Origin of the sequence: Pseudoalteromonas sp. Angola-7 (assembly GCF_028599255.1) — a bacterium.
In the GTDB taxonomy this organism is placed as follows: domain Bacteria; phylum Pseudomonadota; class Gammaproteobacteria; order Enterobacterales; family Alteromonadaceae; genus Pseudoalteromonas; species Pseudoalteromonas atlantica.
Genome location: NZ_JAQREL010000002.1, coordinates 204,851 through 228,636, shown reverse-complemented (window position 1 = coordinate 228,636; position 23,786 = coordinate 204,851). Strand labels below are relative to the sequence as shown.

At 41.5% G+C, this 23,786-nt stretch carries 23 protein-coding genes; 15 read left to right on the top strand and 8 right to left on the bottom strand.

The genetic code is table 11. The annotated features are described in order from the left end of the window. Position 1: 1 nt before the first annotated feature. Together PSH50_RS03635 and PSH50_RS03630 are read right to left on the bottom strand one after the other, a co-directional pair. Complete coding sequence (locus PSH50_RS03635; protein ID WP_004587308.1) at positions 2–946, bottom strand: DUF58 domain-containing protein; 945 nt, start codon at positions 944–946, stop codon at positions 2–4. Between the two features lie 3 nt (positions 947–949). After that, positions 950–1,906, bottom strand: coding sequence for a MoxR family ATPase (locus PSH50_RS03630; RefSeq protein WP_004587307.1), 957 nt, complete (start codon positions 1,904–1,906; stop codon positions 950–952). 329 nt (positions 1,907–2,235) lie between these two features. Here PSH50_RS03630 and fadI point away from each other — a divergent pair, with 329 nt between their 5' ends. From fadI to PSH50_RS03615, 3 genes are all read left to right on the top strand, one after another. Further along, positions 2,236–3,546 (top strand): acetyl-CoA C-acyltransferase FadI, encoded by a 1,311-nt coding sequence (fadI, locus tag PSH50_RS03625; protein WP_024031879.1) that lies wholly within the window; start codon positions 2,236–2,238, stop codon positions 3,544–3,546. Then, positions 3,546–5,768: a fatty acid oxidation complex subunit alpha FadJ gene (gene fadJ, locus PSH50_RS03620; RefSeq protein ID WP_273609271.1), complete on the top strand. Its 2,223-nt coding sequence runs from the start codon at positions 3,546–3,548 to the stop codon at positions 5,766–5,768. The genes fadI and fadJ overlap by 1 nt, the downstream gene beginning before the upstream one ends. A gap of 286 nt (positions 5,769–6,054) precedes the next feature. Next, positions 6,055–6,564 carry a GNAT family N-acetyltransferase gene (locus PSH50_RS03615; RefSeq protein ID WP_273609270.1) on the top strand — a complete coding sequence of 170 codons (510 nt, stop codon included), beginning with the start codon at positions 6,055–6,057 and terminating at the stop codon, positions 6,562–6,564. Between the two features lie 37 nt (positions 6,565–6,601). Here the strand turns inward: PSH50_RS03615 and PSH50_RS03610 are convergent, their stop codons facing one another. Beyond that, complete coding sequence (locus PSH50_RS03610; RefSeq protein WP_004587303.1) at positions 6,602–6,988, bottom strand: MmcQ/YjbR family DNA-binding protein; 387 nt, start codon at positions 6,986–6,988, stop codon at positions 6,602–6,604. 194 nt (positions 6,989–7,182) lie between these two features. On the opposite strand from PSH50_RS03610, the gene yeiP reads away from it, so the two are divergent. Both yeiP and PSH50_RS03600 read left to right on the top strand, forming a co-directional pair. Then, the gene (gene yeiP, locus PSH50_RS03605) at positions 7,183–7,755 is read left to right on the top strand and encodes an elongation factor P-like protein YeiP (RefSeq protein ID WP_004587302.1); all 573 of its coding nucleotides are present in this window, start codon (positions 7,183–7,185) and stop codon (positions 7,753–7,755) included. A 216-nt stretch (positions 7,756–7,971) separates the two neighbouring features. After that, positions 7,972–8,166, top strand: a complete 195-nt coding sequence (locus PSH50_RS03600) for a hypothetical protein (protein ID WP_029773485.1) — start codon at positions 7,972–7,974, stop codon at positions 8,164–8,166. 2 nt (positions 8,167–8,168) lie between these two features. Here the strand turns inward: PSH50_RS03600 and PSH50_RS03595 are convergent, their stop codons facing one another. Both PSH50_RS03595 and PSH50_RS03590 read right to left on the bottom strand, forming a co-directional pair. Continuing rightward, positions 8,169–10,427 (bottom strand): EAL domain-containing protein, encoded by a 2,259-nt coding sequence (locus PSH50_RS03595; RefSeq protein WP_273609269.1) that lies wholly within the window; start codon positions 10,425–10,427, stop codon positions 8,169–8,171. Between the two features lie 55 nt (positions 10,428–10,482). Then, positions 10,483–13,206, bottom strand: coding sequence for an insulinase family protein (locus PSH50_RS03590; protein ID WP_273609268.1), 2,724 nt, complete (start codon positions 13,204–13,206; stop codon positions 10,483–10,485). Positions 13,207–13,389: 183 nt separating this feature from the next. Between PSH50_RS03590 and sixA the strand changes: the two genes are divergently transcribed. Together sixA and PSH50_RS03580 are read left to right on the top strand one after the other, a co-directional pair. Further along, positions 13,390–13,860, top strand: coding sequence for a phosphohistidine phosphatase SixA (gene sixA, locus PSH50_RS03585; protein ID WP_004587298.1), 471 nt, complete (start codon positions 13,390–13,392; stop codon positions 13,858–13,860). 15 nt (positions 13,861–13,875) lie between these two features. After that, positions 13,876–14,226: a RidA family protein gene (locus PSH50_RS03580; RefSeq protein WP_273609267.1), complete on the top strand. Its 351-nt coding sequence runs from the start codon at positions 13,876–13,878 to the stop codon at positions 14,224–14,226. Positions 14,227–14,231: 5 nt separating this feature from the next. Here the strand turns inward: PSH50_RS03580 and PSH50_RS03575 are convergent, their stop codons facing one another. Together PSH50_RS03575 and smrB are read right to left on the bottom strand one after the other, a co-directional pair. Continuing rightward, positions 14,232–15,164: an AEC family transporter gene (locus PSH50_RS03575; protein ID WP_055253036.1), complete on the bottom strand. Its 933-nt coding sequence runs from the start codon at positions 15,162–15,164 to the stop codon at positions 14,232–14,234. Positions 15,165–15,179: 15 nt separating this feature from the next. Further along, positions 15,180–15,737 carry an endonuclease SmrB gene (gene smrB, locus PSH50_RS03570; protein ID WP_024031888.1) on the bottom strand — a complete coding sequence of 186 codons (558 nt, stop codon included), beginning with the start codon at positions 15,735–15,737 and terminating at the stop codon, positions 15,180–15,182. Positions 15,738–15,888: 151 nt separating this feature from the next. On the opposite strand from smrB, the gene prmB reads away from it, so the two are divergent. From prmB to PSH50_RS03530, 8 genes are all read left to right on the top strand, one after another. Beyond that, complete coding sequence (prmB, locus tag PSH50_RS03565; protein WP_004587294.1) at positions 15,889–16,824, top strand: 50S ribosomal protein L3 N(5)-glutamine methyltransferase; 936 nt, start codon at positions 15,889–15,891, stop codon at positions 16,822–16,824. Between the two features lie 58 nt (positions 16,825–16,882). Further along, positions 16,883–17,980: a chorismate synthase gene (gene aroC / locus PSH50_RS03560; protein ID WP_024031890.1), complete on the top strand. Its 1,098-nt coding sequence runs from the start codon at positions 16,883–16,885 to the stop codon at positions 17,978–17,980. A 119-nt stretch (positions 17,981–18,099) separates the two neighbouring features. Beyond that, complete coding sequence (locus PSH50_RS03555; protein ID WP_248451049.1) at positions 18,100–18,477, top strand: DUF4112 domain-containing protein; 378 nt, start codon at positions 18,100–18,102, stop codon at positions 18,475–18,477. A gap of 118 nt (positions 18,478–18,595) precedes the next feature. After that, the gene (locus tag PSH50_RS03550) at positions 18,596–19,243 is read left to right on the top strand and encodes a glutathione S-transferase family protein (protein WP_054982195.1); all 648 of its coding nucleotides are present in this window, start codon (positions 18,596–18,598) and stop codon (positions 19,241–19,243) included. 101 nt (positions 19,244–19,344) lie between these two features. Continuing rightward, a complete protein-coding gene (locus tag PSH50_RS03545; protein WP_055253038.1) occupies positions 19,345–19,899 on the top strand; it encodes an elongation factor P hydroxylase in 555 nt (184 codons plus the stop codon). Next, positions 19,889–21,019, top strand: a complete 1,131-nt coding sequence (locus tag PSH50_RS03540; protein ID WP_256850663.1) for an ATP-NAD kinase family protein — start codon at positions 19,889–19,891, stop codon at positions 21,017–21,019. The genes PSH50_RS03545 and PSH50_RS03540 overlap by 11 nt, the downstream gene beginning before the upstream one ends. A 4-nt stretch (positions 21,020–21,023) precedes the next feature. Then, on the top strand, positions 21,024–21,299 hold the full coding sequence (locus PSH50_RS03535) for a YfcL family protein (RefSeq protein ID WP_004587288.1): 276 nt from the start codon (positions 21,024–21,026) through the stop codon (positions 21,297–21,299). A 151-nt stretch (positions 21,300–21,450) separates the two neighbouring features. Next, complete coding sequence (locus PSH50_RS03530) at positions 21,451–23,007, top strand: AbgT family transporter (protein WP_256850662.1); 1,557 nt, start codon at positions 21,451–21,453, stop codon at positions 23,005–23,007. 80 nt (positions 23,008–23,087) lie between these two features. Here PSH50_RS03530 and PSH50_RS03525 read toward each other — a convergent pair whose 3' ends face one another. Continuing rightward, complete coding sequence (locus PSH50_RS03525) at positions 23,088–23,678, bottom strand: hypothetical protein (RefSeq protein ID WP_256850661.1); 591 nt, start codon at positions 23,676–23,678, stop codon at positions 23,088–23,090. Positions 23,679–23,786 lie beyond the last annotated feature (108 nt).

Sequence of the window (23,786 nt, the reverse complement as noted above, 5' to 3'; positions counted from 1 at the left end):
GTTATTTTCTCACTAATTGCAGCTCAAGCGGGCTGGCTGCATTGAATGATATTAAGTTAAGACCCGATTTAGTTAAGCGATTTAGGCGTGTGCTAAATGCTTGCTCGGCGTTTTTTGCAAAGCGTTCTCTAAAGCTTTTATCCATAAGCGGTAGCGCAAAATCTTGGCCGTTGGCATTAACAGTGACAGCGTTTTTAAACGCGGGGAGCGTATGTTCAAACGGATCACTTATATGACAGCCTATCAGCTCACAGTGGCGGCTTAATATTTCTAATTGTTTAAAGCTTGCATCATCTAAGGCATTAAAGTCAGAGACTAAATACACTAAGCTGCCAGGTTTAGCTAGGTGGTTAAGTCGTTTTAAATTATCGCTAAAGTTGTTGGTTGCTTGTTTATCTATATTGTTAAGTGCTTGCTGGTGGCTGTCGCATAGATTATGACACAGCTTTAATACCGCTTTTTCGCGGGCGCTGGGCTTTAGTTCTAAATGCGAGTGTTGATTAAACACGATACCGCCAATTCTATCTCCGCGTTGACACGCCGACCACGCAACTAGCGCGCTAATGTGCGCAGCCTGTACCGACTTAAGCAGCAGCTTTGAGCCAAATAGCATAGAGTTTGAAAAATCAGTAAATACAAAAACAGGGCGCTCTTTTTCTTCTTGAAAAAGCTTTGTATGGGTTTCGCCGGTACGCGCTGTTACTCGCCAGTCAATAGAGCGAATGTCATCACCTTGCTGGTAATGACGCACTTCGGCAAACTCCATACCTCGGCCTTTATGGGGCGCAAGGTATTGCCCAGTTAAACTGTTTTTAATTTTAACTTTTGGTGCCAGCTCTAATAACTGTGCTTTAGCTTTATAATACAGCAGCTCTTTTAGCGCTAAATTTACACCGTGGCTGTGGCTTTCTTTTAGCCACGCCTTTGAGTCTAATTGTGTTTGCATAACTTAGGGTACGGCTACAAGTTCAACAATGCGGCTTATAACCTGATCTTTAGTAATGCCATCAGCCTGTGCTTCGTAGCTTAAAATAATACGATGGCGCAGTACATTATGTACAACGGCTTGAATGTCATCGGGTGCTACAAAATCGCGGCCATGTAACCAAGCGTGGGCACGGGCACATTTATCAAGTGCAATGGTGGCACGAGGACTTGCGCCAAACTCAATCCAACGGCCAAGTTGCTCATCAAACTTAGCCCCTTCACGAGTGGCAATAATAAGCTGTACTAAATATTGCTCAAGCGGCTCGGCTAAATACAAGCCTAAAATAGCTTGGCGAGCGGCAAATAAATCGCTTTGGGTAATTTGTTGCATAACCGCTTGTTGTTCATTAAGTGCTTCACCACGGGTTAATCGCAGTATGTCTAGCTCGTGCTCTGCACCTGGGTAATCAATGCTTAAATGTAATAAAAAGCGGTCTAATTGTGCCTCAGGCAGCGGGTAAGTCCCTTCTTGCTCCAGCGGGTTTTGGGTAGCCATTACCATAAATAAATCGCTTAGCGGGTAGGTGTTTTTGCCTACCGTTACTTGGCGCTCTGCCATGGCTTCTAGTAGTGCTGATTGTACTTTTGCTGGGGCACGGTTTATTTCATCGGCTAAAATAAGGTTATGAAATAAAGGGCCTTTCTCAAACACAAATTCACTGGTTTGTTGGCGGTAGATATCGGTGCCAGTTACATCGGCTGGTAATAAGTCGGGCGTAAACTGTACGCGCTGGAACGAGCCTTCAATACCTTTAGCAAGGGCGTTAACAGCACGGGTTTTTGCAAGCCCTGGCGGGCCTTCTACTAATAGATGGCCATCAGCTAAAATGGCAATAAGGAGTGCTTGAGTAAGCTCTGGCTGGCCAATAATTTGTGTATCTAAGTACGTTTTTAATTGTTTGAATGCGTTAGCTGCCATAATAAATAGACTTCCTCGTCAGCTGGGTTTGTACCTAATTTATTTTAGGTGATTAATACTGACCTAGTTATAAGGTTTATAAGTGAGTAACTCAAGAGTTAGACTGTATTTTTAAAAATAGTTCGTTATTTTTTAACGGTTTTTAGCGTACCACAAAACTTTGTAAAAACGCGTAAAAAAGCCTATTGTGGTAGTCAATATTAAGCACTATGTATATATCTACCTTTAGTGCTTTTGTATAAATTTGTGTTTATCTATTGGCTTTAGCACACGGGTTGTTTAGAATCGAGGAAAACAAACAGGTCAGACCTGTCAGCGGGAGAGCATAAATGTCTGAGCAAAACATACTAAAAACACCAAAAGGCGACCGTATTGCCATCGTTAGCGGCTTACGTACTCCTTTTGCAAAACAAGCAACAGCGTTTCACCATGTACCAGCCCTTGATATGGGTAAGTTGGTGGTTAACGAAATGCTTGAACGATTAAATTTCGACAAGTCAGAAATCGATCAACTTGTATTTGGTCAAGTAGTACAAATGCCAGAAGCGCCAAATATTGCACGTGAAATTGTTTTAGGTACGGGTATGCCAGTAGGCGTAGACGCGTATTCAGTATCGCGTGCGTGTGCTACCAGCTTTCAGGCCATTGCTAATGTAGCTGAATCTATTATGGCAGGCTCTGTAAATGTAGGTATTGCCGGTGGCGCCGACTCATCTTCAGTATTACCTATTGGCGTAAGTAAAAAATTGGCAGGTAGCTTAGTTGATTTAAACAAAGCACGTACCTTAGGCCAGCGTTTACAAATATTCTCAAAACTGCGTTTAAAAGATTTATTACCAGTACCGCCTGCGGTTGCTGAGTACTCAACAGGCCTTTCAATGGGGCAAACTGCTGAGCAAATGGCTAAAACACATAATATAAGCCGTGAAGATCAAGATGCACTAGCGCATCGCTCGCATTCACTTGCAACCCAAGCATGGGCCGACGGCAAGTTAAAAGATGAAGTAATGACGGCACATTTACCGCCATATAAAAGCTTTATTGAAGAAGATAATAACATTCGTAAAAATTCTACAGTTGAAGGCTACGCTAAGCTTAAACCAGTATTTGACCGCCAACATGGCTCGGTTACCGCTGCAAATGCAACACCATTAACCGATGGTGCAGCCGCCGTACTGATGATGAGCGAAAGCAAAGCAAAAGCACTAGGCTACGAAATTTTAGGTTATGTACGTAGCTTTGCGTTTTCGGCAATTGGTGTAGAAAAAGACATGCTAATGGGCCCAGCGCATTCAACGCCTATCGCACTTGATAGAGCAGGTATTACACTTGCTGATTTAGATTTAATTGAAATGCACGAAGCCTTTGCATCGCAAACACTTGCCAATATGAAAATGTTTGCATCAGATAAGTTTGCGCAAGAGCAACTTGGTCGTAGCAAAGCAATTGGCGAAATTAACATGGATAAGTTTAACGTTAACGGCGGCTCACTGGCATATGGTCACCCATTTGCAGCAACCGGTGCTCGCTTAATTACGCAAAGCTTACACGAGCTTAAACGTCGTGGTGGCGGTTTAGCATTAACAACAGCGTGTGCTGCTGGTGGTTTAGGTGCAGCCTTTGTATTGGAGAGCGCGTAATGACAGATTCAGTATTTAATTTAACGGTAGATGAAAACAAAATTGCCGTAGTAACCATTGATGTGCCGGGTGAGAAAATGAATACCCTGCGCGACTCATTCGCTGATGACTTAAAAGCTTTACTTGAACAAGCAAAACAAGAGTCAGTAAAGGGGATGGTATTTATTAGTGGTAAAAGCGATAACTTTATCGCGGGCGCTGATGTAAAAATGCTTGATAGCGTGCAAAAGCGTGAAGATGCGTTAGCAATTAGTGAACTTTGTCATCAAGCCTTTTTTGATATGACAAAACTACCTTATACAACAGTAAGTGCAATACATGGTGCTGCGCTTGGTGGTGGTTTAGAGTTTGCTTTAGCGTGTGATTACCGCGTAGGCACAGATAGCGATATGACTAAAGTAGGCCTGCCAGAAGTACAACTTGGTTTATTACCAGGTGGCGGCGGTACGCAGCGTTTAACTAAAATTGTAGGCATTCAAAAAGCACTTGAATGGATGCTAACTGGTAAGCAGATTCGTCCTAAGCAAGCTAAAAAAGCGGGCGTATTAGATGATGTAGTACCACAAAGCGTATTACTAAAAGTCGCTAAAGAATTTGCCGCTAAGAAAAAGCCAGCAGATAAAGAGCCAAAGCTTGATAAAGTAAGCAAATTATTAGAGTCAAACCCGTTTGGCCGTAACTTTATCTTTAAAAAAGCCAAAGAAAACGTCCTTAAAAAAACCGGCGGACATTACCCTGCGCCGCTTGCAATTATTAAGGCTGTGCGTGCAAGTGTAGAGCTGGATAAATTAAAAGCATACAAAACAGAAACTGAAAGCTTTGCAACACTTGTAATGAGTGATGAATCTAAAGCGCTTCGCGGTATTTTCTTTGCAACCACTGAAATGAAAAAAGAGTGGCGCAACGACGATGCGCCAGCAATCAGTAAAACAGCTGTTTTAGGTGGCGGCCTAATGGGTGCCGGTATTGCGCATGTAAGCGCAGTAAAAGCCAAAGTCCCTGTACGTATTAAAGATGTAGCAGAGCAGGGCATTAGTAATGCCATGAACTACACCTACAAAATTTTAGATAAGCGCCTTAAACGCCGCATTATGTCTAAAGCTGATATGCAGTTAACAATGAACCGTATTACCGGTACTACCGACTACAGTGGCTTTAAACACATTGATTTAGTAGTAGAAGCTGTATTTGAAGATTTAGCCTTAAAGCAAGGTATGGTTGCCGATATAGAGCAGCAATGCCAAAGCAATACTATTTTTGCAAGTAACACGTCATCACTGCCTATTTCACAAATTGCAGCACAGGCACAGCGCCCTGAAAACGTGATTGGCCTGCATTACTTCTCGCCAGTTGAAAAAATGCCACTCGTGGAGATTATTCCGCACGAAGGGACTTCACAAGAGACTATTGCGCGCGTAGTTAACTTTGCACGTAAGCAAGGTAAAACGCCCATTGTGGTAAAAGACATGGCAGGTTTTTACGTAAACCGTATTTTAGCGCCTTATGTAAATGAAGCAGCTAATTTAATGCTTGCCGGTGAGCCAATTGAAAAAATTGATGCAGCCCTTGTAGAGTTTGGTTTCCCAGTTGGGCCGCTTGCTTTACTTGATGAAGTAGGGATTGATATAGGCTCTAAAATTGCCCCAATTCTTGAAAAAGAATTAGGCGAGCGATTTAAAGCGCCTGATGCATTTTCTCGTATGATTGATTCAAAACGCCTAGGCCGCAAAACGGGTCGTGGCTTTTATGAGTACGATAAAAAGAGCAAAAAAGTTGACGAGTCAGTGTATGAGCTATTAGGTGTAACCCCTGCACCGCGTTTAAATAAAAGCGAAATTGCTAAGCGTTGTGTATCACAAATGCTTAACGAAGCCGTGCGTTGTTTAGACGATGGCATTATTGCCAGCCCACGTGATGGCGACATTGGCGCTATATTTGGTATTGGCTTCCCACCGTTTTTAGGTGGACCGTTTAGCTATATGGATAAATTGGGCGCCAGCAAGGTTAGCTCTGAAATGTCTACATTAGCTAATAGCAATGCAAATTTTGCCCCATGCGACACGTTAGTAAGTATGGCTGAATCAGGCGCTAAGTTTTATCAAACGCAGCCTGTTGCAGATGAGCCAAGCCCAGCACCTGTTGCTGAACAAGCAATAGAAGCAGAGCCTGCTGATGAGCAACCTCAAGAAGAGAGCGTTGACTCACCAAAGCAAGACTCGTAAACAGCTTGATTAAAAAAAACCGCATTATATGCGGTTTTTTTATATCTGCTATTTGTAAATATAGAATTCTAGGGCGCAATAATACCAACCCGCAATAATACTTAATTATTCTGCGGGGATAACGTGTCGCTACCTGTGTTAAAAACGTGCATTTATAAAACCTAAATTGCCAGTTTTTATTTAGTTATCGACAGGTTTTTACCCTCAAATAAGTCTTATAATTAAGTGGCTTGCTATAAAGTATGTTAGCTTATTTTGCAGCTGAGCAGATAAGAGGTAAACCATTATGCAGTTGTTTACAGCACGATTGGCAATGCGCCCGCTTCAAAGCAGTGATTGGCCATTATTTTTGCAGTTACATCAAAATCCTACCGTGATCCGTTATTGCTACGATATGCCCAGCGAAGCGTTTGTACGCAGCCGGTTTGAACAACGTTTAAAAAGCTGGGATAGCACTTCTACTCATCCACTTTGCCTTGTGGTATTTGATAAGTATTCAAATGAGCCCATGGGTGTAACGGGGTTTACATACGAACTTGAGCAAGCTGAGCTAGGCTATTTGTTTTTACCCGCGTATTTTAATCAAGGCTTTGCCAGTGAGTCATTGCGTGCCGTGATTGAGTGGGCATGGCAACACTGCGGTATTACACAGTTTAAAGCCGTGGTTACAAAGGGGAATATAGGGTCTGAAAAGGTATTACAAAAGTGTGGATTAACGTTAACTGGCATTAATACGCAAGCGCACACTATTAATAATACACGTTATGACGATTTGATATACACATTAAAATTGTAGCAAATAGGGCTAGCAAGCTAGCCCGTGATGGTGGTTTCTATAGATGTGCTTCAATTGCTTTACGGTCTTTTTCTGGCATATTCTCAACAACTAATTTGAACGAATTATCGATCATTCTTTCAATTTCGCCTTGTGGAATAGAGCCATCTAATATCACCGTATTCCAAAGCCGCTTGTTCATATGATAGCCAGGGATCACCGCAGGAAAAATATCACGCAATTTAAGTGCTTCATCGGGATCGCACTTTAAATTAAGCCACCAAATAGGATCTCCATCATCATTTACGTCTCCATCATTACCTAAGGCAAGGGTGGCAAACATTTTATGATTTACTTTATAAACATCAACCTCTTGAGCAAATGGTTTTGTCACTTGCACCAAGGGCTTCTTTACTAAATACTCATGTACTGTGTTTTGGTCCATGATCCAATCCTTGAAGTCATACTCGGTAGAGATACCATAGCAGTTTTTTTCGCTTTTGATTATAGGTATTTAGTTTTAAATTAAAAATTTGCAAGTCTATATCAAATGCAGCCCCAAATTAACGTATTTTTAGTTGAACAATACCCAGTTCGTGGTATGTTTCTGGCAATCAAAAAAATAATAGGAAAACCCCCATGCCAAAGGCGAGTGAAGTTAAAAAAGGAACCGCGATTGAGTTTAATAATCGCGTGTTGGTAGTTAAAGATATTGTACGTTCAGTACCGCAAGGTCGTGCAGGCGGTAGTTTGTACCGTATGCGTTTATACGATGTAGTAACAGGTGCAAAAGTAGACGAAACCTTCAAAGACAGCGACATGCTAACCCTAGCAGATTTAACTCGCCGCGAAGCAATGCTTTCGTACATTGATGGCGATGAATACGTGTTTATGGATAATGAAGACTACACGCCGTATAACTTAAACAAAGAGGCGATTGCAGAAGAGATTCAATTCGTTAACGAAGAAACGCAAGGCGTACACGTTATTGTGATTGATGGCTCGCCTGTAGGTTTAGATTTGCCATCAAGCGTAGAGCTGGTTGTTGAAGAAACAGACCCTTCAATCAAAGGCGCTTCTGCCAGTGCACGCTCTAAGCCTGCACGCCTGAGCACGGGTTTAACCATTTCGGTGCCTGAGCATATATCTACGGGCGACCGTATCCGTATTAATACGGTTGAGCACAAATTTATGGGTCGCGCTGAAAAGTAACCTAAGCTATACAATAAAGCTGGAAAGCTGGCGCTATGCCGGCTTTTTTTATGCCTAAATTTTTAAACTAGGTAATAGTAATCTGCATCGATACTTAACTTATATGCGCTGAAAACTAAAATGGCGACTCATTGGCTTATTAAGCCTGCTGCTTTAAAAGTGTGTTATTTGCCGTTAAAATGCGCAGCGTTGTTTTGAGCTCAGTTGGGGTGATGTTTGCTTTTCGTTTTTATTAACGCTCTATGTGCTTTGGCCATTTACGTTCAAGCGCTTAAAAAAGGTATGCCAATTAAACGGTGGATTTTATTAGGGGCACTAATCGGCCCTGGCGCATGGTGCTTATTTGGTTTGCATTACAGGCGTGCTTTTATACGCAACGTAGGAGCTGGTGCGTGTATATGGCGCCCGTAACATTACCTTATTTGCGCTAAATGGTTATTAGCACTAATAAGGCTTGGCGTAGAGTTGCTTTGTTGCTGTTTCAAAAAGGCCGTAAACTCATCTTTTGAAAGCGGTTTTGAATAGAAGTAGCCTTGTACGGTTTCACAATTTAGCGTTTTGAGTATGTCAATTTGGCTTGCTTGCTCAACACCTTCAGCAACCACATGTAAATCGAGGTTTTGCGCAATCGTCACGATAGAGTCAACCATGTTGCGGCCTCGTTCGGTTTTCATGTCATCAATAAATGCTTTGTCTACTTTTAAGGTATTCAGCGGAAATTGTTTTAAGTACGCTAAAGATGAATAACCTGTACCAAAATCGTCCATGGCTAAATGAATACCACGGGCACTTAGCGAGCGCATAATTGCAATGGCTTCTTGTGGGTCGTCCATTACCGTGCCTTCGGTAATTTCCAGCTCTAAAAAGTAAGAAGGTAGCTCGTTTTTTTGCAATATCACGTCAATACGGGTCGTTAAATCTGGCAAGCTAAACTGCTTAGCCGATAAGTTAACTGCAACGCGGCCGCTAAATAGTCCATCGTCTAGCCATTGTTTTACATCGCGACACGCTTTGTTTAAAACCACTTCACCAATTTCTATTATTTGCCCGGTTTCCTCTGCAATAGGAATAAATACACCGGGGCTAATAACGCCTTTTTTAGGGGTTATAAAGCGCACTAATGCTTCCATTCCGGTAAGTTTACCAGTGCGAATATTCATTTTTGGTTGGTAATACACTTCAAAATGGTTTTCTTTTAGACCAAAGCGCATTAGGTTTTCTATTTGTAAGCGTTTAACCGCTTGGCGGTTCATGGTGTCGTTAAAAAACAGGTAACTATTGCCTTTCTTTTTAGCATGATACATGGCGGTATCAGCGTTTTTTAACAGCAGCTCTGGAGTACTGCCATCTTCAGGGAATAACACTATGCCTACGCTTGAGGTAATAGCGAGCTCGTGGCCTGCCATTTTAAATGGGGTCGCAATTGCAGCTAAAAATTGCTTTGCCATGCGAGTAATAACATGGATATCATTAGTATCTGCCATAACTAAGGCAAATTCATCACCCCCTAAGCGGTAAAAAACATCATTCTCACGGGTTAATTTATTTAATCGCATAGCCAGTTTTGCTAACAGGCTGTCGCCTAGCTGGTGGCCTAATGAATCATTAATCTTTTTAAAATTATCTAAATCAAATACCAAAAGGGCATGGTGGGTATTTTGTTTTACTAGCTTTTGTAGGTCGGTAAAAAATAAATTTCTGTTAGGTAAACTGGTCGTACGGTCTCTATTTGATAAATTATGCAGTTGCGATTGTGCATTTTTACGTTCGGTTAAATCTGAATAAACCACTACATAGTTTGTTATTTGGTGTTGATCGTTTTTTATCTCATCAATAGAAATCTCTATGGGCAGTAACACTCGCTCACTATTGCGCAGTTTTACCTCTTGTTGAATTCGCTCCCGCTCTCGCACTATATTTTTAATGTTTTCTGTGTAGCTTTTATCGTAACCAGGTAAGTTAAAAGGCTTTTTGAGATATTGTTCTCTAACGCCACCAAAAAGCGTTAAAAAGCTGGGATTAATATCAACTAAGTTAAAGTTTTTATCGTATATAGCAAGTGCATCAGTGAGTGATTCTACACACTTAGCAAATAAATTGAGGCGCTCTTGTGTTGATTTTAACACTGAAATATCGCGCACTGTGCCGGTCATTCTTAGTGGCGCTAAGTTGGCATCTTTTTCTATTATTTTTCCGCGGTCTAATACCCAGTGCCAGTGGCCAAAGGTGTCTTTAATACGGTAAGTGGCTTCAAAAAAAGCAGACTTTTGAGCAAAGTGTTTTTTTAATAAATGCTCTACTGAGGCAATATCGTGTGGGTGGATCAAGCTTTTATTTGGCGGAAAACCCATTAACGTTGTTGAATCCATCATGTATTTATCGTTAATACGAATAACTTCGCCAGTTTTTATATTCCAATCCCAAAGCGTATCGCCACTGCCTTCAACCGTGCTTTTTAAGCGCTTTTCCGAGAGGCTGTGCTGTAACCGAGAGCGCTTTAATTTATAAATTACAAATAATAGGTATGGCAAAGCCAGCACAAGTAGGGCACTGGCAATAATTAAAACGGTGTTGGTATTTATATTAAAGGCGTGTTCAAAGGCAACCGCTGCGGGTGCTAGGCTTAGCAGCAACCAGTAAAAACCACATTTTATTGTTGTTATTTTTATCATTTGTTTTATTACTACTAATTAACAAATGATAATTTAAATCATGCCACTTGCAGAGTCAAAGAGATTGCGAGCAAAGCGGCATTTTTTGCGATTTATTTACTTTTGCGCTACTTAATAACTCATACCTTGGCCTATCTTTAGAAAAAGTAGCTATGGCATAGCTTTTCATTTCTTCTAGGCTGAGGGCGTGCAGTGACTCTAGCAGGCGTTTTTGCATATGAAAGTCATGATCTTTATTGCCTATTGCAAGCCAAAAGCGCTGTGAGCGTAACCGTAAGTTTTTATCTTTTTCAGCAATATGAGTTGTCAAACCTTGTTTATGCTGCTGCCATGTTGTTTCATCCAGGGAGTCTAGGTTAGCAATAAACTGGCTTACAAAATGATTATGCCTGTGCAGTAGAGTCTGAGCTTCAAATTTTGGTGATTGAATATAAAAAGCAATACCGGCGCGGGTGTTAAATGGTGCATAGCCAGAGCCAACTAAGTAACCTAGCTGTTGTGTGGTTCTCAGCTCGTTAAAATAGTCTTGGTTAATTATATGATTAAGTGCCATTAATTTAACTTTTTCATCCACTTCTGCACTTTGTGCCTGGTAGTAAATGACCATGGCGTTATCACTGCATGGCAGTTCAAGTTCGCAGCGAGTCACTTGGTCTATCTCGTGCAGCGGGCGTGTTAAATCTTCAATAGCCGTGGCGTTTTTTAAATGCTCTGCCACTTTTTTATGAAATACCTTCGCGTCTGTTTGTTGCCAATTACCGTGTAAAAACCACTCAACATGTAAGGCTTTAAAAAAATCGGCTCTAAATTCGTTAAATTGCTGAAAACATGTATTTTTAAGTGCAGTGGCTAACTCGTCGGGTTGTGGGTTCCATGGCATTATTTTGGCACCTAACACGCTAAATAATTCACTCACGGGCTTATTTTGGTTGCTGTTGCGCCAGTGCCTTACCAATTGCTTTTTGTATTCGGCAAAGCGGCGTGCGCAAATATCAACATTAAATAGCGCATCAAGTAATTGCTCCACCAACTCTAGCTGACTAGTCGATAGCCCAGCGGTGTGCAACGTAAGCCCGCCTTGATGAGAGGTTAAATGATAACTTAAACCTGCCAATTCTGCGGGGTAAAACTGCTCGCCAACACTGTCCATAAATAAGTCACTAAAAAGGCGCGTTAATGCCATGTGCTTTACATCTTTTACTGCAAAGTGCGAGTCCATTGCTAAATAAAAATGACCTTTGGCCACTCTAAAGGTGTTGTCTTGTTTAAACCAAAAGTCAAACCCAGGCTCTTTAACTAACATTAAAGGCTTGGTTTGAGGTTTTTCGACTTCGTATAGCACCACTTCTTTTGTTAAATAGGGGTTTGCTGTGGGCAGCAGCATAGTGCTCAGCGGTTTATTTATATGCGCAAGTGACTCCAGCCAATGCGGCGAAATTGGCTCAACTTTGTAAGGGGTGTTGTACCACGCGGTGGTGTGCTCTGCCTCTACGCCTGGATGAATAAGTACTAAGCGCATATTATGCGGGGTAAGCCATTGCATCGCCATTTCGTGAGTGGCTTTATTAAAGCCCTCCATTAAGTAATCGCCTTGCACATAGTTAGCTTCGTCGTAGTGTTGCATATTAATGCTTAGGTTACTTACCCAATCTATTAAGCGTGATTTTTCTTGGTTATCAAACGCAATTTGTAACAGGTTTTTTTTATCTTGATATAGGCGCGGTAGTTTGTCGGTGTTATCGTTGATTAGGCAAATATACTCAAACACAATTTCTATTATGTCTTCAAAGTATTCAATGCCTTCATCGGTAAGCGCCATGCTAATGTTAAAATCTTTAAAGTTACTGCCATTTATACCGCCGCCGGCAGAAAGTGCGTTAATCCACCCTTGCTCTTTTAAAATTGAGTACAACGAGCCTGCGCCTTCGTAGCCGAGTAAATGGGCTATAAAGCTGACGGTTTTGTGGCGATAAAAGTCATCGATATTTGGCATAGCAAAACTAATAATGAGTTTTTGCATGTGCTTGTGTGGTTCAATGTGCAGTACTTTGCCAATATCTTGCGCGCGATATAATGGCTCCTCAATAGGGGCTTTAAGCGCACCTTTATGGCCATTAATGCCACTAAAATAACGATGTGTCCACTGCGCGAGTGTATCAAGCGGTTCGTTGGCACAAATTACCAGTGTCATCCACTGCGCTTTATAGTGCTTATTAAAAAAATCTCTTAACTCCTCACTTATACAGCGCTCTCTATCGGCGAGGGTATGTAAATTACCCACCGAAAATTTAGCAAAGGGGTGAGCTGGGTTTACGGTTTCTTTATGAGCTTGATAAATACGACGCCCATCATCTTTTATTTTTAATTTAAACTCAGCCTCTATGGCATTACGTTCTTTTTCGGTTTCAGCTGGGTTTAATAATGGGGCAATAAAAAAACGGCTAAATTGCGCAAGGGCTTTTTCAATGGCTTGATTATTAATATCAAAGTAATAGCACGTGTGCTCAGTGCCGGTCCAGGCGTTGGTGTTACCGCCCGATTGAGACACAAAATTATTAAAGCTTCCAGAATCAGGGTATTGGTCGGTACCTAAAAAAAGCATATGCTCTAAAAAGTGTGCAAGGCCTTGCCTGTCAAGGGGGTCATCAAAATGGCCAGCGTTAACCGCCATAGAAGCAGCGGCTTTAGTTGAATCTTTATCTTGCACTAATAATACTTTTAGCCCATTGTCGAGTGTAATGGCGCGGTATGCTCTGTTATCATTGCGGCTGATATTCAAATGATGCTCCTGAAACTAGACGTTTACTTGTTAACAACAGATGATAGCTTCAGGACAGCGAAAAAATAGCGAAAAGATTTACCTGAATATCATGAGAGAATTATTCTTTGGAATAATAGTTAATATAGCGGACAAATGGGCAAACTGGCTACTGTTTTATATTCATTAATCGGTTGATTTTTTATGAAAACAATCTTAATTATGCGCCACGGCGAAGCGACACCGATGCAAGCTAACGACGCAGCAAGAAACCTAACACCGAAAGGCCATGCAGAAGCAGAAAAAATGGGCTTATGGCTACACAAACACTTTTCTGTTGATGCGTTATTGGTAAGTCCTTACTCGCGCGCGCAGCAAACGGCTAAAGAAGTTGAAAAAAACAATGTATTTAAATTTAGTGAAACCTGTAGCGACATAATCCCCGAGGGAAAGCCACAAATAGCAGCTGATTATTTAGAAACACTTATTGCTATGCATCCTCAGTGTAATACCTGGTTGGTGGTCGCCCATATGCCTATTGTGAGCTATATAGTTGATCAGCTCAGCCCGGGTAATATGCCTATTTTTAACACCGCAGCAGTTGCTGTAATTCAGTATGACGAAACATCACAGCGCAGTGAATATGTAAATATTAACGCGCCTGCCAACATATAGAGAAAAGAGATAACAATGAGTATAGAACGCCTTGAAACGGGTGCGCGCATGAGCCGTATAGTTAAACATAATGGAACCGTTTATTTATGCGGACAAGTATGCAGCGATGCAGAGCAAAACATTACAGAGCAAACGCAAACTATGCTCGACAAAGTAGAGGTCTTACTTGAGCAGGCGGGGAGTTCTAAAAAGCATATGCTAAGCGCAACTATCTACGTTAAGAGCATGGAATATTTTGCCGATATGAATGCTGTATGGGATGCATGGGTGCCAGAAGGTTATGCACCAGCACGCGCCTGTGTTGAAGCTAAAATGGCGCGCGATGCGCTATTAGTAGAAATTTCGGTAGTGGCCGCACTTAAATAAGCGTTTTATAAAAGCACAGCAAGCCAAAACGAAAAGCTTACTACACTAAGCACCGTTGAAAGCACCACTGCACCGGCGAGCGTAACTTGATGCGTATTTAATTGGCTTGCAATTAAATACGCATTAACGCCAACAGGCGAGGCGCTTAGCAATACCAGTACGTTACGAATTTGCGTATCTAGTACAAACACCCACGTAGCTGCTACGCACACAGCAGCAGGCAAAATCAGTATTTTTAACAGTGAAGAAATAAGGGCCGGCTGCCAATTTGCTGCCACCTTATAAAACACCAAATTAGCACCTAACACAAATAAAGCACATGCAATAGCAGGGCTGGCGAGTAGCTCTAAGGCATTGGCTAAATTCGCAAATAATGTAATTCCCGACACATTTAAAAGTAATCCACAGCCAATACTTAACACAATAGGGTTAAGGACCATGTTTTTAGCAAATTTTGCCCACGAGAAGTCAGCTGTGTTTCCTTTCGCGCCTATTAAATAAGTTAACGCAAAAAGCAGCGTGCTATGAAATGTGATGATCATAAAGGCGATAGCAATCATGTCTTTGCCAAGTGAAGCAATGACAATGGGTATACCCACTAACACCATATTTGAATAACTACCGGCAAGACCAAACACACTATGCTGTTGATAATTTCCAGCATTGGCTTGTTTAGTTAAATAGTACCTATCAATAAGTATGCCCAAAGCAAATACCGCTAATACAGGAATATAAAAGCTTAAAAATGCTTCGAGGCTAATACTTTGATGCAAATTTATTTGCGACATATTGAGCATTAAAAAGGCGGGTAAGCTCACATAAAAAGTAAATTTACTTAAGCCGGCAATATGCTGCTGATTAAAAAACTTAAAATAACAACAGGTGTAGCCCAGTGCGACAATAAAAATTAAGGGAAAAATAATCGAAAAAATTTGCACGTATTCTTCCTTTAATTAGCGTCTAAACTCATCACTTTGTGGTAAATCAATTAAAATCAGCACGGCACCGCGCCCGCCATATTCTAGCGGTGCTTGGTGCATGGCAATTACATCGGGGTGCTGTACCAAATACTGCGGTACTTTGTGTTTTAAAACACGCTCACCAATGCCATGCACTATGCACGCGCAGTAATAATGCTGTTTTTTGCACTCGTGAATAAGCCCCGCGAGTTCATCTTTTGCACGTTCTTTATTAAGCCCGTGCAGGTCGAGTGTTAAATCGGGCGCAAAGTCGCCGCGTCGCAACTGTTTTGCTAAAAAAGAGTCGTGGCCATTTTGCACGTAATTAATGGTGCTATTTGTGTCTATATCGGGAATATATTCGTCAGAGAAGAAAAATTCAGACTCAACCTGCTTTTTTTGCTGGGCAAATTGCTTCGCTTGTGACACCTTAGGTTTTGTATCAAACCTATGGGTATCTTGTTTAAACACCTTAGCGCCTGTAATTGTTTGGCGAAAAAGGTCAATGTCGTCATTGCTTAGGGACGATTGTGATGAGATGTCTTTTTTCATAAATTTTACCTAAACAAAAAAACGTAAAAACGCAGCGCAAAAGGCGGTACAATATAAAGGTGAGGGGCAATTGTAATTTGCTCAGCACAGTTAGGCAATGCAATCGTCGCAAAGACTCAAAACAGTCAGTTAGCTAAAACAGGTAAAAAATATGAGTGATTTACAAATAGAAGAAGCAACACTTGATGAAGCTGTTGCAGAACTGTCAACGTTACATGACTGGTTACGCTGGACTACAAGCCAATTTGCAAGTAGTGGAATATTTTTTGGACATGGCACAGATAACGCGTGGGATGAAGCAGTTAGCTTATTACTTCCTGCACTAAGTTTACCTATTGATGCCCCCAAAGAGTTAATGCATGCGCGGTTAACAAGCACAGAAAAAAACCGCCTAGCAGGGTTAATCGCAGAGCGTATAAATGACTGCACGCCGGTTCCTTATTTAACAAACATTGCTTGGTTCGCGGGCATGCCATTTTATGTTGATGAGCGTGTGCTTATTCCGCGCTCGCCGTTTGCAGAACTTATTGCTAATAAGTTTTCACCGTGGCTTGAGCAGCCGCAAAGCGTTAACCGTATTTTAGATTTATGCACAGGCTCTGCTTGTATTGCTATTGCGCTTGCTCAGGCGTTTGAAACGGCGCAAGTAGATGCGGTTGATATTTCGTATGAAGCGCTTGAAGTAGCAGATATAAACATAAACGACTATATGCTAAGTGACCGCGTACTGCCTATTCAGTCAGATGTATTTAGTGGTGTACCAGGGCAAAAGTATGACCTAATAGTAGCCAACCCACCGTATGTTGATGCTGAGGACATGGCTGATTTACCACGAGAATTTCATCATGAGCCTGAGCTTGGTTTAGCATCTGGGCATGATGGCTTAGACGTTACCCGTACTATTTTAGAGCATGCTAGCAATCATCTAACTGATAACGGTTTGTTATTTGTAGAAGTTGGTAACTCTATGGTACATATGGATGCTTTGTATCCGGGCGCACCATTTGAGTGGGTTGAGTTTGAGCAAGGCGGCTTAGGTGTATTTGTAATAAGCAAAGCGCAGCTTGATACGTATTTTGCAAAATAAATTTTAGGCCGAGCGTATGCTCGGCAACTTTTGTAGTCATTAGGAATGAGGAAAGTTAATGGCAGGTAATAGCATAGGGCAGTTGTTTAAAGTGTCCACCTTTGGTGAGAGCCACGGCGTTGCCCTAGGCGGTGTTGTAGATGGTACTCCCGCAGGCCTTGAGATCACAGAGGCTGACTTACAAATTGATTTAGACCGTCGTAAACCTGGGCAAAGCCGCTATACAACGCAGCGCCGTGAAGACGATCAGATAAAAATTCTTTCAGGCGTTTTTGAAGGTAAAACCACAGGCACAAGTATTGGTTTACTTATCGAAAATACCGATCAACGCTCAAAAGACTACGGTAAAATTAAAGATGTGTTTCGCCCAGGTCATGGCGATTACACTTACTGGCACAAATACGGCCTGCGCGATTATCGCGGCGGTGGTCGCTCTTCTGCGCGTGAAACCGCAATTCGTGTAGCGGCAGGCGCAATTGCTAAAAAATACTTAAAGCAGTTTCACGGTATTGAAGTAAAAGCATGTTTAAGCCAACTTGGGCCAATAAAAGCCGAAAGTTACGACTGGGATGAAGTTGAAAACAACTTATTCTTTTTCCCTGATGCAAGTAAGCTAGAAGCGCTTGATGAGTACATGCGAGACCTTAAAAAGCAAGGTGACTCAGTGGGCGCTAAAGTAAAAGTAGTGGCTAGCAACGTACCGGTAGGATTAGGCGAGCCTGTATTTGATAGGCTAGATGCTGAAATTGCGCATTCACTAATGAGCATTAATGCCGTTAAAGGTGTAGAAATTGGCGATGGCTTTGATGTGGTAGAGCAAAAAGGCTCAGAGCATCGTGATGAATTAACCCCAGAAGGCTTTACCTCAAACCACGCGGGTGGCGTACTTGCTGGTATTTCTACAGGGCAAGATATCATCGCTTCAATTGCTCTTAAGCCTACATCAAGTATCACTATTCCAGGTAAAAGCATTAATACTGAAAACGAAGCAGTAGAGATGATCACCAAAGGTCGTCACGATCCGTGCGTTGGTATTCGTGCAATCCCTATTGCTGAGGCAATGATGGCCATTACCTTAATGGACCATTTACTGCGCCAGCGCGGGCAAAACCCACATGTTAACCACGAACATGGACCAATTAACGGCTCTGTTTAACCGTTAATATTTTAAAAAAGCGCGGAGTACCGCGTTTTTTTGTGCCTGTAACTTGCATTTAAGCCTTTCAGGGGTTGTTCAAGTTTGCGCTATATACTGTTTTAAGGAGGAGAGTAATCATGAACGATAATAAGCACGATAACACACACCTTGAAACCCAAGCTGCTATAGCAAGGCTAGAGCGCTTTAGTAAGCTTACAGACAGCAGCATTGGCATTCCTTTTACTAAATTTAATATTGGCCTAGAGGCTGTGATTGGTTTAATACCCGTTATAGGTGATGCCGCAGGGCTTATTTTATCAAGCTATGTACTGGTAGAGGCGCAGCGTTTGGGCGTAAGTAAACGCATAAAAACGAAGATGATCATTAATATGTTGATTGATTTTGTAGGCGGCTTAGTTCCATTTTTTGGCGATATATTTGATGCTTTTTTTAAAGCCAACACCCGCAATACCCGTTTATTAAAAAAACATTTAAATACGCAGTTAGCTAATTGATAGTAATACTGTTTTTTTAGAGGCTTTAAATTTAGCTTTAAGAATAAAAAACAAAGTGTTGTTGGTTGTTTAATCACCTAGTAAGGTAGGGAAGCCTATTCACTTTGGTATATACAAAATGCAATTATTTATCGGTAATAAAAACTATTCTAGCTGGTCATTACGCGCATGGTATTTAATGAGTAAATTTGATGTCCCGTTTGACGAAACCCAGCTTGTGCTCGACACCAGTGACTTTTACGACGAACTAAAACAACACTTCCACGTTCAAAAAGTGCCGGCGTTAATTGATGGTGATTTGCAAGTGTGGGACTCGCTCGCAATTTGTGAATATATTAACGATGCCCATTTATCGGGAGCAGGGTGGCCTAAATATATTACTCAGCGAGCTACAGCGCGCGCATTAAGCGCTGAAATGCATGCAGGCTTTATGGCACTGAGAAACGAAATGCCGATGAATATAAGAGCCACACGTAAAGTAACGCTTTCAAGTGCTGCACTAAAAGATATTCAACGTATTGATGAGATATTTTCCCAGCAGCAAGATATGTTTCCTAATGAATGGTTTTTTGGCGACTTTAGTATTGCCGATGCGATGTACGCCCCCATTGTACTTCGTTTAAAAACGTATCAGATTACCTTATCCCCAGCGGCGCAGCAGTATTGTGATTTTGTGATGCGTTGCCCTGTTTTGCAAAAGTGGATAACCCAAGCACTTACAGAAACCGATATAGTGCAGTGCGATGAGGCGGGAGTAGAGGTATAACTCGCTCATCACTTTTACTTTAAAGGTAAAAGCCCGTACAATTCGTCTCGTTTTTAGTGCGCTAATTTTGCGCTGTAACCGAGACGAATTAATCAGTTTTTATGCATCATATAGCCGATCTTATATCTATTTTCGATAGTGTTTTTTATCAAAGCCATAACACTCGCTTAGTAAAAGGCGATGATGAGCCTGTTTATCTACCTGCCAATAATACCCATGGTTTTAATCAAATTGTATTTGCACACGGCTTTTACGCCAGTGCCCTACATGAAATAGCGCATTGGTTAGTGGCTGGCAATAAACGCAGAGAGCTTGAAGATTATGGGTATTGGTACTGCCCAGATGGGCGAGATAAACACCAGCAGGCTGAATTTGAAAACGTAGAAATAAAACCACAAGCCATAGAGTGGCTGCTCAGCACCGCTGCTGGCTTTGATTTTAATGTGTCGGTAGATAACTTGAACGGTGAGCAAACTTGTCGGTTTGACTTTCAGGCGCGAGTACACCAGCAAGTATTAATGTTATTAGAGCAGGGAGTTAACGCACGTACCCATGCATTATTAAAAGCGTTAAGTGATTTTTATAAAACACCGTGGCCGTTAACCGCTCAACAATTTAATTGGCACCACCCTCAGGAGTTACAAAATGCAGTTTAAGTTAGGCTTAATTATTAACCCTGTTGCAGGGCTTGGTGGCAGCGTTGCTTTAAAAGGCAGTGATGGCGAAAACACTGCTGCAAAAGCAATTGAGCTGGGTGCGCAAGCCAAAGCTAACAGCCGCACACAGGCAGCCCTAGAAGTACTTGTACCCTATAAAGAGCAGTTAACAATTTATACTGTAAATGGCGATATGGGCGAAAAAGCAGCACGCGCACTAGGCTTTAATGTTGAGGTAATTTATACCGCCAATACCATAACAAGCGCCGATGATACAGAGGCTAGCGCAAAGCTACTTAAAAATTTAGGCGTAGATTTAGTCCTTTTTGCTGGTGGTGATGGTACTGCGCGCAATATTTGTCATGCGATAGAAGATACCGTACCAGTGCTGGGTATACCTGCTGGCTGTAAAATTCACTCTGGCGTATATGCAATTACACCTAAAGCAGCAGGGCGCGTAGTAGAAATGCTAGTAAAAGGCGAGCTAGTTACACTTGCAGATGCCGATGTAATGGATATTGATGAAGAGGCGTTTAGGCAAGGCACCGTAAAAGCTAAGCGCTACGGAGAAATGCAAATACCAAGCGAAGTACGTTATGTACAAGCGGTTAAAAATGGTGGTAAAGAAACAGACGAATTAGTACTTGCCGACATTGCAGCGCATGTGGTGAGCGAAATGGATGAAGACACTTATTACATTATGGGTAGTGGCTCAACTGTTGAAGCAATAATGCAAGAAATGGGGCTGGATAATACTTTATTAGGCGTAGATTTAATTAAAGGTCAAACCCTAGTTGCGCAAGACTTAACTGCTAAACAGCTACTTGAGTACACGCATGGGCAAGCTACTCAATTAGTTATTACATTAATAGGCGGGCAAGGCCATATTTTTGGTCGAGGGAATCAGCAGCTAAGCCCTGAGCTTATTCGCACCATTGGCAAAGAAAACATTATTGTGGTGGCAACTAAAACCAAATTACACGCGTTGAACGGGCGTCCACTTATTTGTGACACCGGCGACAGCGCTTTAGATGATGAATTAACAGGTTACATTAAAGTAACCACCGGCTATAACGACCATATTATGTATGCTGTCGGTTATGAAAACCAGGAGAAGTAACACAATGAGTTTAGTGAATTATATTGATGCTGCGCAGCAATACTTTGATGATTTAGTAATTAAAGCAACAGATGATGAGCTGTTCGCTGGTGGTTACTTGCGCGGACATTACGACCTTGCAGTAGGCTATGCAGAAGTAGAAGAGCTGACAATTTCTATTGATGAGCTCAACGAAACCGTGGAGCAAAGCTTAGTTAAAGCATACCGCAATGGCGAGCTAAACGAAGAAGATAAAACCTTGGTTGTTAGGCTTTGGGAAGAAGTGAAAGCCCTCGCTTAAACGTTGTTTAGTTCACAATTATAAAAACGCGGCGACGATAATGAAGCCGCGTTTTTTTATGCTCTATTTGTGCCCATAATAGATTTATTAGTTAATTTACTGTTACACATTAATAGTATATTGTTACTTAAACCTATTTTGGGAGCTTTAAATGAACAATAATAATCAAGCTGCGGTACCTACAGGGTTAATCGCGCGTTTTTTAAACTTTGTGGAGCGAGTTGGTAACAAACTTCCCGATCCGGCGATTATTTTCTTATTCGCTATGTTACTTATTTGGTTGTGCTCGTGGTTACTGTCGGGGGTGAGCTTTGACGCGTTAGACCCACGGACAGGCCAAGCCATTGTTGTAAATAACCTATTAGAGGGCGACTCACTTGCCTCGTTTTTATCTTCCATGGTAAAAACCTTTACAGGCTTTGCACCGCTAGGGGTGGTATTGGTTGCCATGTTAGGTGTGGGAGTGGCTGAGCACTCGGGTTATATCAATACAGGCCTTAAGCTAATGCTTAAAGTTACCCCAAGGCAACTGCTGACCCCTTCAGTCATTTTAGTAGCTATTGTAAGCCATACAGCAACCGATGCTGGCTACGTATTAGTGATCCCATTAGCGGGTGTTATTTTCTTTGCCGCAGGGCGACATCCATTAGCGGGTATTGCAGCCGCATTTGCTGGTGTGAGTGGTGGGTTTGGGGCTAACTTTATCCCGTCAGGAATAGACCCATTACTGCAAAGCTTTACCCAAAGTGCAGCGCAAATTATTAACCCCGATATGTCGATTAACCCGCTTAATAACTGGGCGTTCACTTCTGCCTCGAGTTTATTTATTGTGTTATTAGGCTGGTATATCACTGATAAAATAATAGAGCCTCGGTTAAAAAACACAGCACTTAATGAAGACACCCAAAACTTACCCGCGTTTGATGAAGCTAAAAGTAATGAAAAACGTGCTTTTTTTATAGCCAGTAGCGTAATGATTGCAGGACTTGCTTTACTTGCATTTGTATCCGCTCCTGCCGATTCAGCAATGCGCAGTGCTGATGGCTCACTAACTAATTTTAGATCGCCCCTGATGCAATCTATCGTGCCTTTAATCTTTTTATTATTTTGGATACCCGGTGCCGTGTATGGTTTTACCGTTGGTACCTTTAAAACCTCAAAAGATATGATAGATGCGATGAGTACCGCGATGAGTGGCATGGCTTATTACATTGTAATGGCGTTCTTTTGTGCGTTGTTTATTGCAGCGTTTTCTAAGTCTAACTTAGGGGCATTAATGGCCATTGAAGGGGCGCAGCTTTTAAAAGCAATGGAGTTGCCCAGCGCCGTAACGGTTGTAGGTATTATATTTTTAACCGGCTTTGTAAACTTGTTCGTTGGCTCAAGCTCTGCAAAATGGGCGTTACTGGGACCTATTTTTGTACCAATGTTAATGCAGCTAGGTATATCACCCGATTTAACCCAAGCGGCTTACAGAATCGGAGACTCTAGCTCAAACATTATTACCCCACTTATGCCGTATTTCCCATTGGTTGTGGTGTACTGCCAAAAGTACGTAAAAGATACTGGTATAGGCACGCTTATCGCGCTTATGATCCCTTACTCAATCGCGTTTATGATTGGCTGGAGTATTTTCTTGCTAGGGTATTGGGCACTCGGTATTCCGTTAGGGTTAGATGCGAGTTACGTTTATCCGGCGTTACCTTAACTTAAACCTTAATTTATGAACCTCACTCACTTGAGTGAGGTTTTTATATAAAATTGCTGCAATGTAAAAAGAAGTTTTAATTACCTTTCTAATTCTCTCACTATATAGCCAAACAAACTGGCCTCACCAACAATATACACATAATCGTTTTTGTTATTCATTATTGTAGATTTATCGTCGTACCATCTAAAATCGTGCGTTTTGTTAGTTGTAGGGTCTTTAAAGTATAAACGAGTACAACTATCTTCATAATCAGACCCACATTCTTGTACATCAGTGAGGATATATTCCTTATACCAATAATCGCCTTGCGTGTAGTAAGCCCATAACTCAATGGGGGCAGAGAGTAAAAAATAGAGAGTTGCATAGATTAACAAAGGGAGTAATGGGTAGATGAAGATTAATGATAACTTCATTTTTGTATCTGAAAAGCTATCTTTAAGGTGCTCTCTATAGTCACTGCAACGTCTATATTTTTTGATTACAAGTACATGGAGATAGATAAATGATGCCCCGCAAAAAATAGGAAGCGCTATATAAAAAATAGCCTCATAAATTTTATTTTCGATAAATGGCGGATCGGTAAAATCCATTAACATAAGCATGGCAATGCTCAGTATTGGAAAGCTTATTATTGCTGCAAAGAGCAAGTTGTCATAATGTTTTTTCAATTTTAATTCATCCGTGAATTATAGTTTTTTCTTAGTTTACAGAATTTTTATTTTTTACAAAAGCAGTGGCTTTAAAACAAAAAAACCTTGGCACTTTCGTGGCAAGGT

Excerpts from the sequence above, each read along its gene's own strand:
- yeiP (WP_004587302.1), top strand. The coding sequence starts at position 7,183 with ATGCCAAAGGCGAGTGAAGTTAAAAAAGGAACCGCGATTGAGTTTAAT.
- aroC (WP_024031890.1), top strand. The coding sequence starts at position 16,883 with ATGGCAGGTAATAGCATAGGGCAGTTGTTTAAAGTGTCCACCTTTGGT.
- PSH50_RS03630 (WP_004587307.1), bottom strand. The coding sequence starts at position 1,906 with ATGGCAGCTAACGCATTCAAACAATTAAAAACGTACTTAGATACACAA.
- PSH50_RS03595 (WP_273609269.1), bottom strand. The coding sequence starts at position 10,427 with ATGATAAAAATAACAACAATAAAATGTGGTTTTTACTGGTTGCTGCTA.
- smrB (WP_024031888.1), bottom strand. The coding sequence starts at position 15,737 with ATGAAAAAAGACATCTCATCACAATCGTCCCTAAGCAATGACGACATT.
- PSH50_RS03545 (WP_055253038.1), top strand. The coding sequence starts at position 19,345 with ATGCATCATATAGCCGATCTTATATCTATTTTCGATAGTGTTTTTTAT.
- PSH50_RS03550 (WP_054982195.1), top strand. The coding sequence starts at position 18,596 with ATGCAATTATTTATCGGTAATAAAAACTATTCTAGCTGGTCATTACGC.
- PSH50_RS03610 (WP_004587303.1), bottom strand. The coding sequence starts at position 6,988 with ATGGACCAAAACACAGTACATGAGTATTTAGTAAAGAAGCCCTTGGTG.
- PSH50_RS03555 (WP_248451049.1), top strand. The coding sequence starts at position 18,100 with ATGAACGATAATAAGCACGATAACACACACCTTGAAACCCAAGCTGCT.
- PSH50_RS03540 (WP_256850663.1), top strand. The coding sequence starts at position 19,889 with ATGCAGTTTAAGTTAGGCTTAATTATTAACCCTGTTGCAGGGCTTGGT.
- prmB (WP_004587294.1), top strand. The coding sequence starts at position 15,889 with ATGAGTGATTTACAAATAGAAGAAGCAACACTTGATGAAGCTGTTGCA.
- fadJ (WP_273609271.1), top strand. The coding sequence starts at position 3,546 with ATGACAGATTCAGTATTTAATTTAACGGTAGATGAAAACAAAATTGCC.
- PSH50_RS03615 (WP_273609270.1), top strand. The coding sequence starts at position 6,055 with ATGCAGTTGTTTACAGCACGATTGGCAATGCGCCCGCTTCAAAGCAGT.
- PSH50_RS03635 (WP_004587308.1), bottom strand. The coding sequence starts at position 946 with ATGCAAACACAATTAGACTCAAAGGCGTGGCTAAAAGAAAGCCACAGC.
- sixA (WP_004587298.1), top strand. The coding sequence starts at position 13,390 with ATGAAAACAATCTTAATTATGCGCCACGGCGAAGCGACACCGATGCAA.
- PSH50_RS03535 (WP_004587288.1), top strand. The coding sequence starts at position 21,024 with ATGAGTTTAGTGAATTATATTGATGCTGCGCAGCAATACTTTGATGAT.
- PSH50_RS03580 (WP_273609267.1), top strand. The coding sequence starts at position 13,876 with ATGAGTATAGAACGCCTTGAAACGGGTGCGCGCATGAGCCGTATAGTT.
- fadI (WP_024031879.1), top strand. The coding sequence starts at position 2,236 with ATGTCTGAGCAAAACATACTAAAAACACCAAAAGGCGACCGTATTGCC.
- PSH50_RS03530 (WP_256850662.1), top strand. The coding sequence starts at position 21,451 with ATGAACAATAATAATCAAGCTGCGGTACCTACAGGGTTAATCGCGCGT.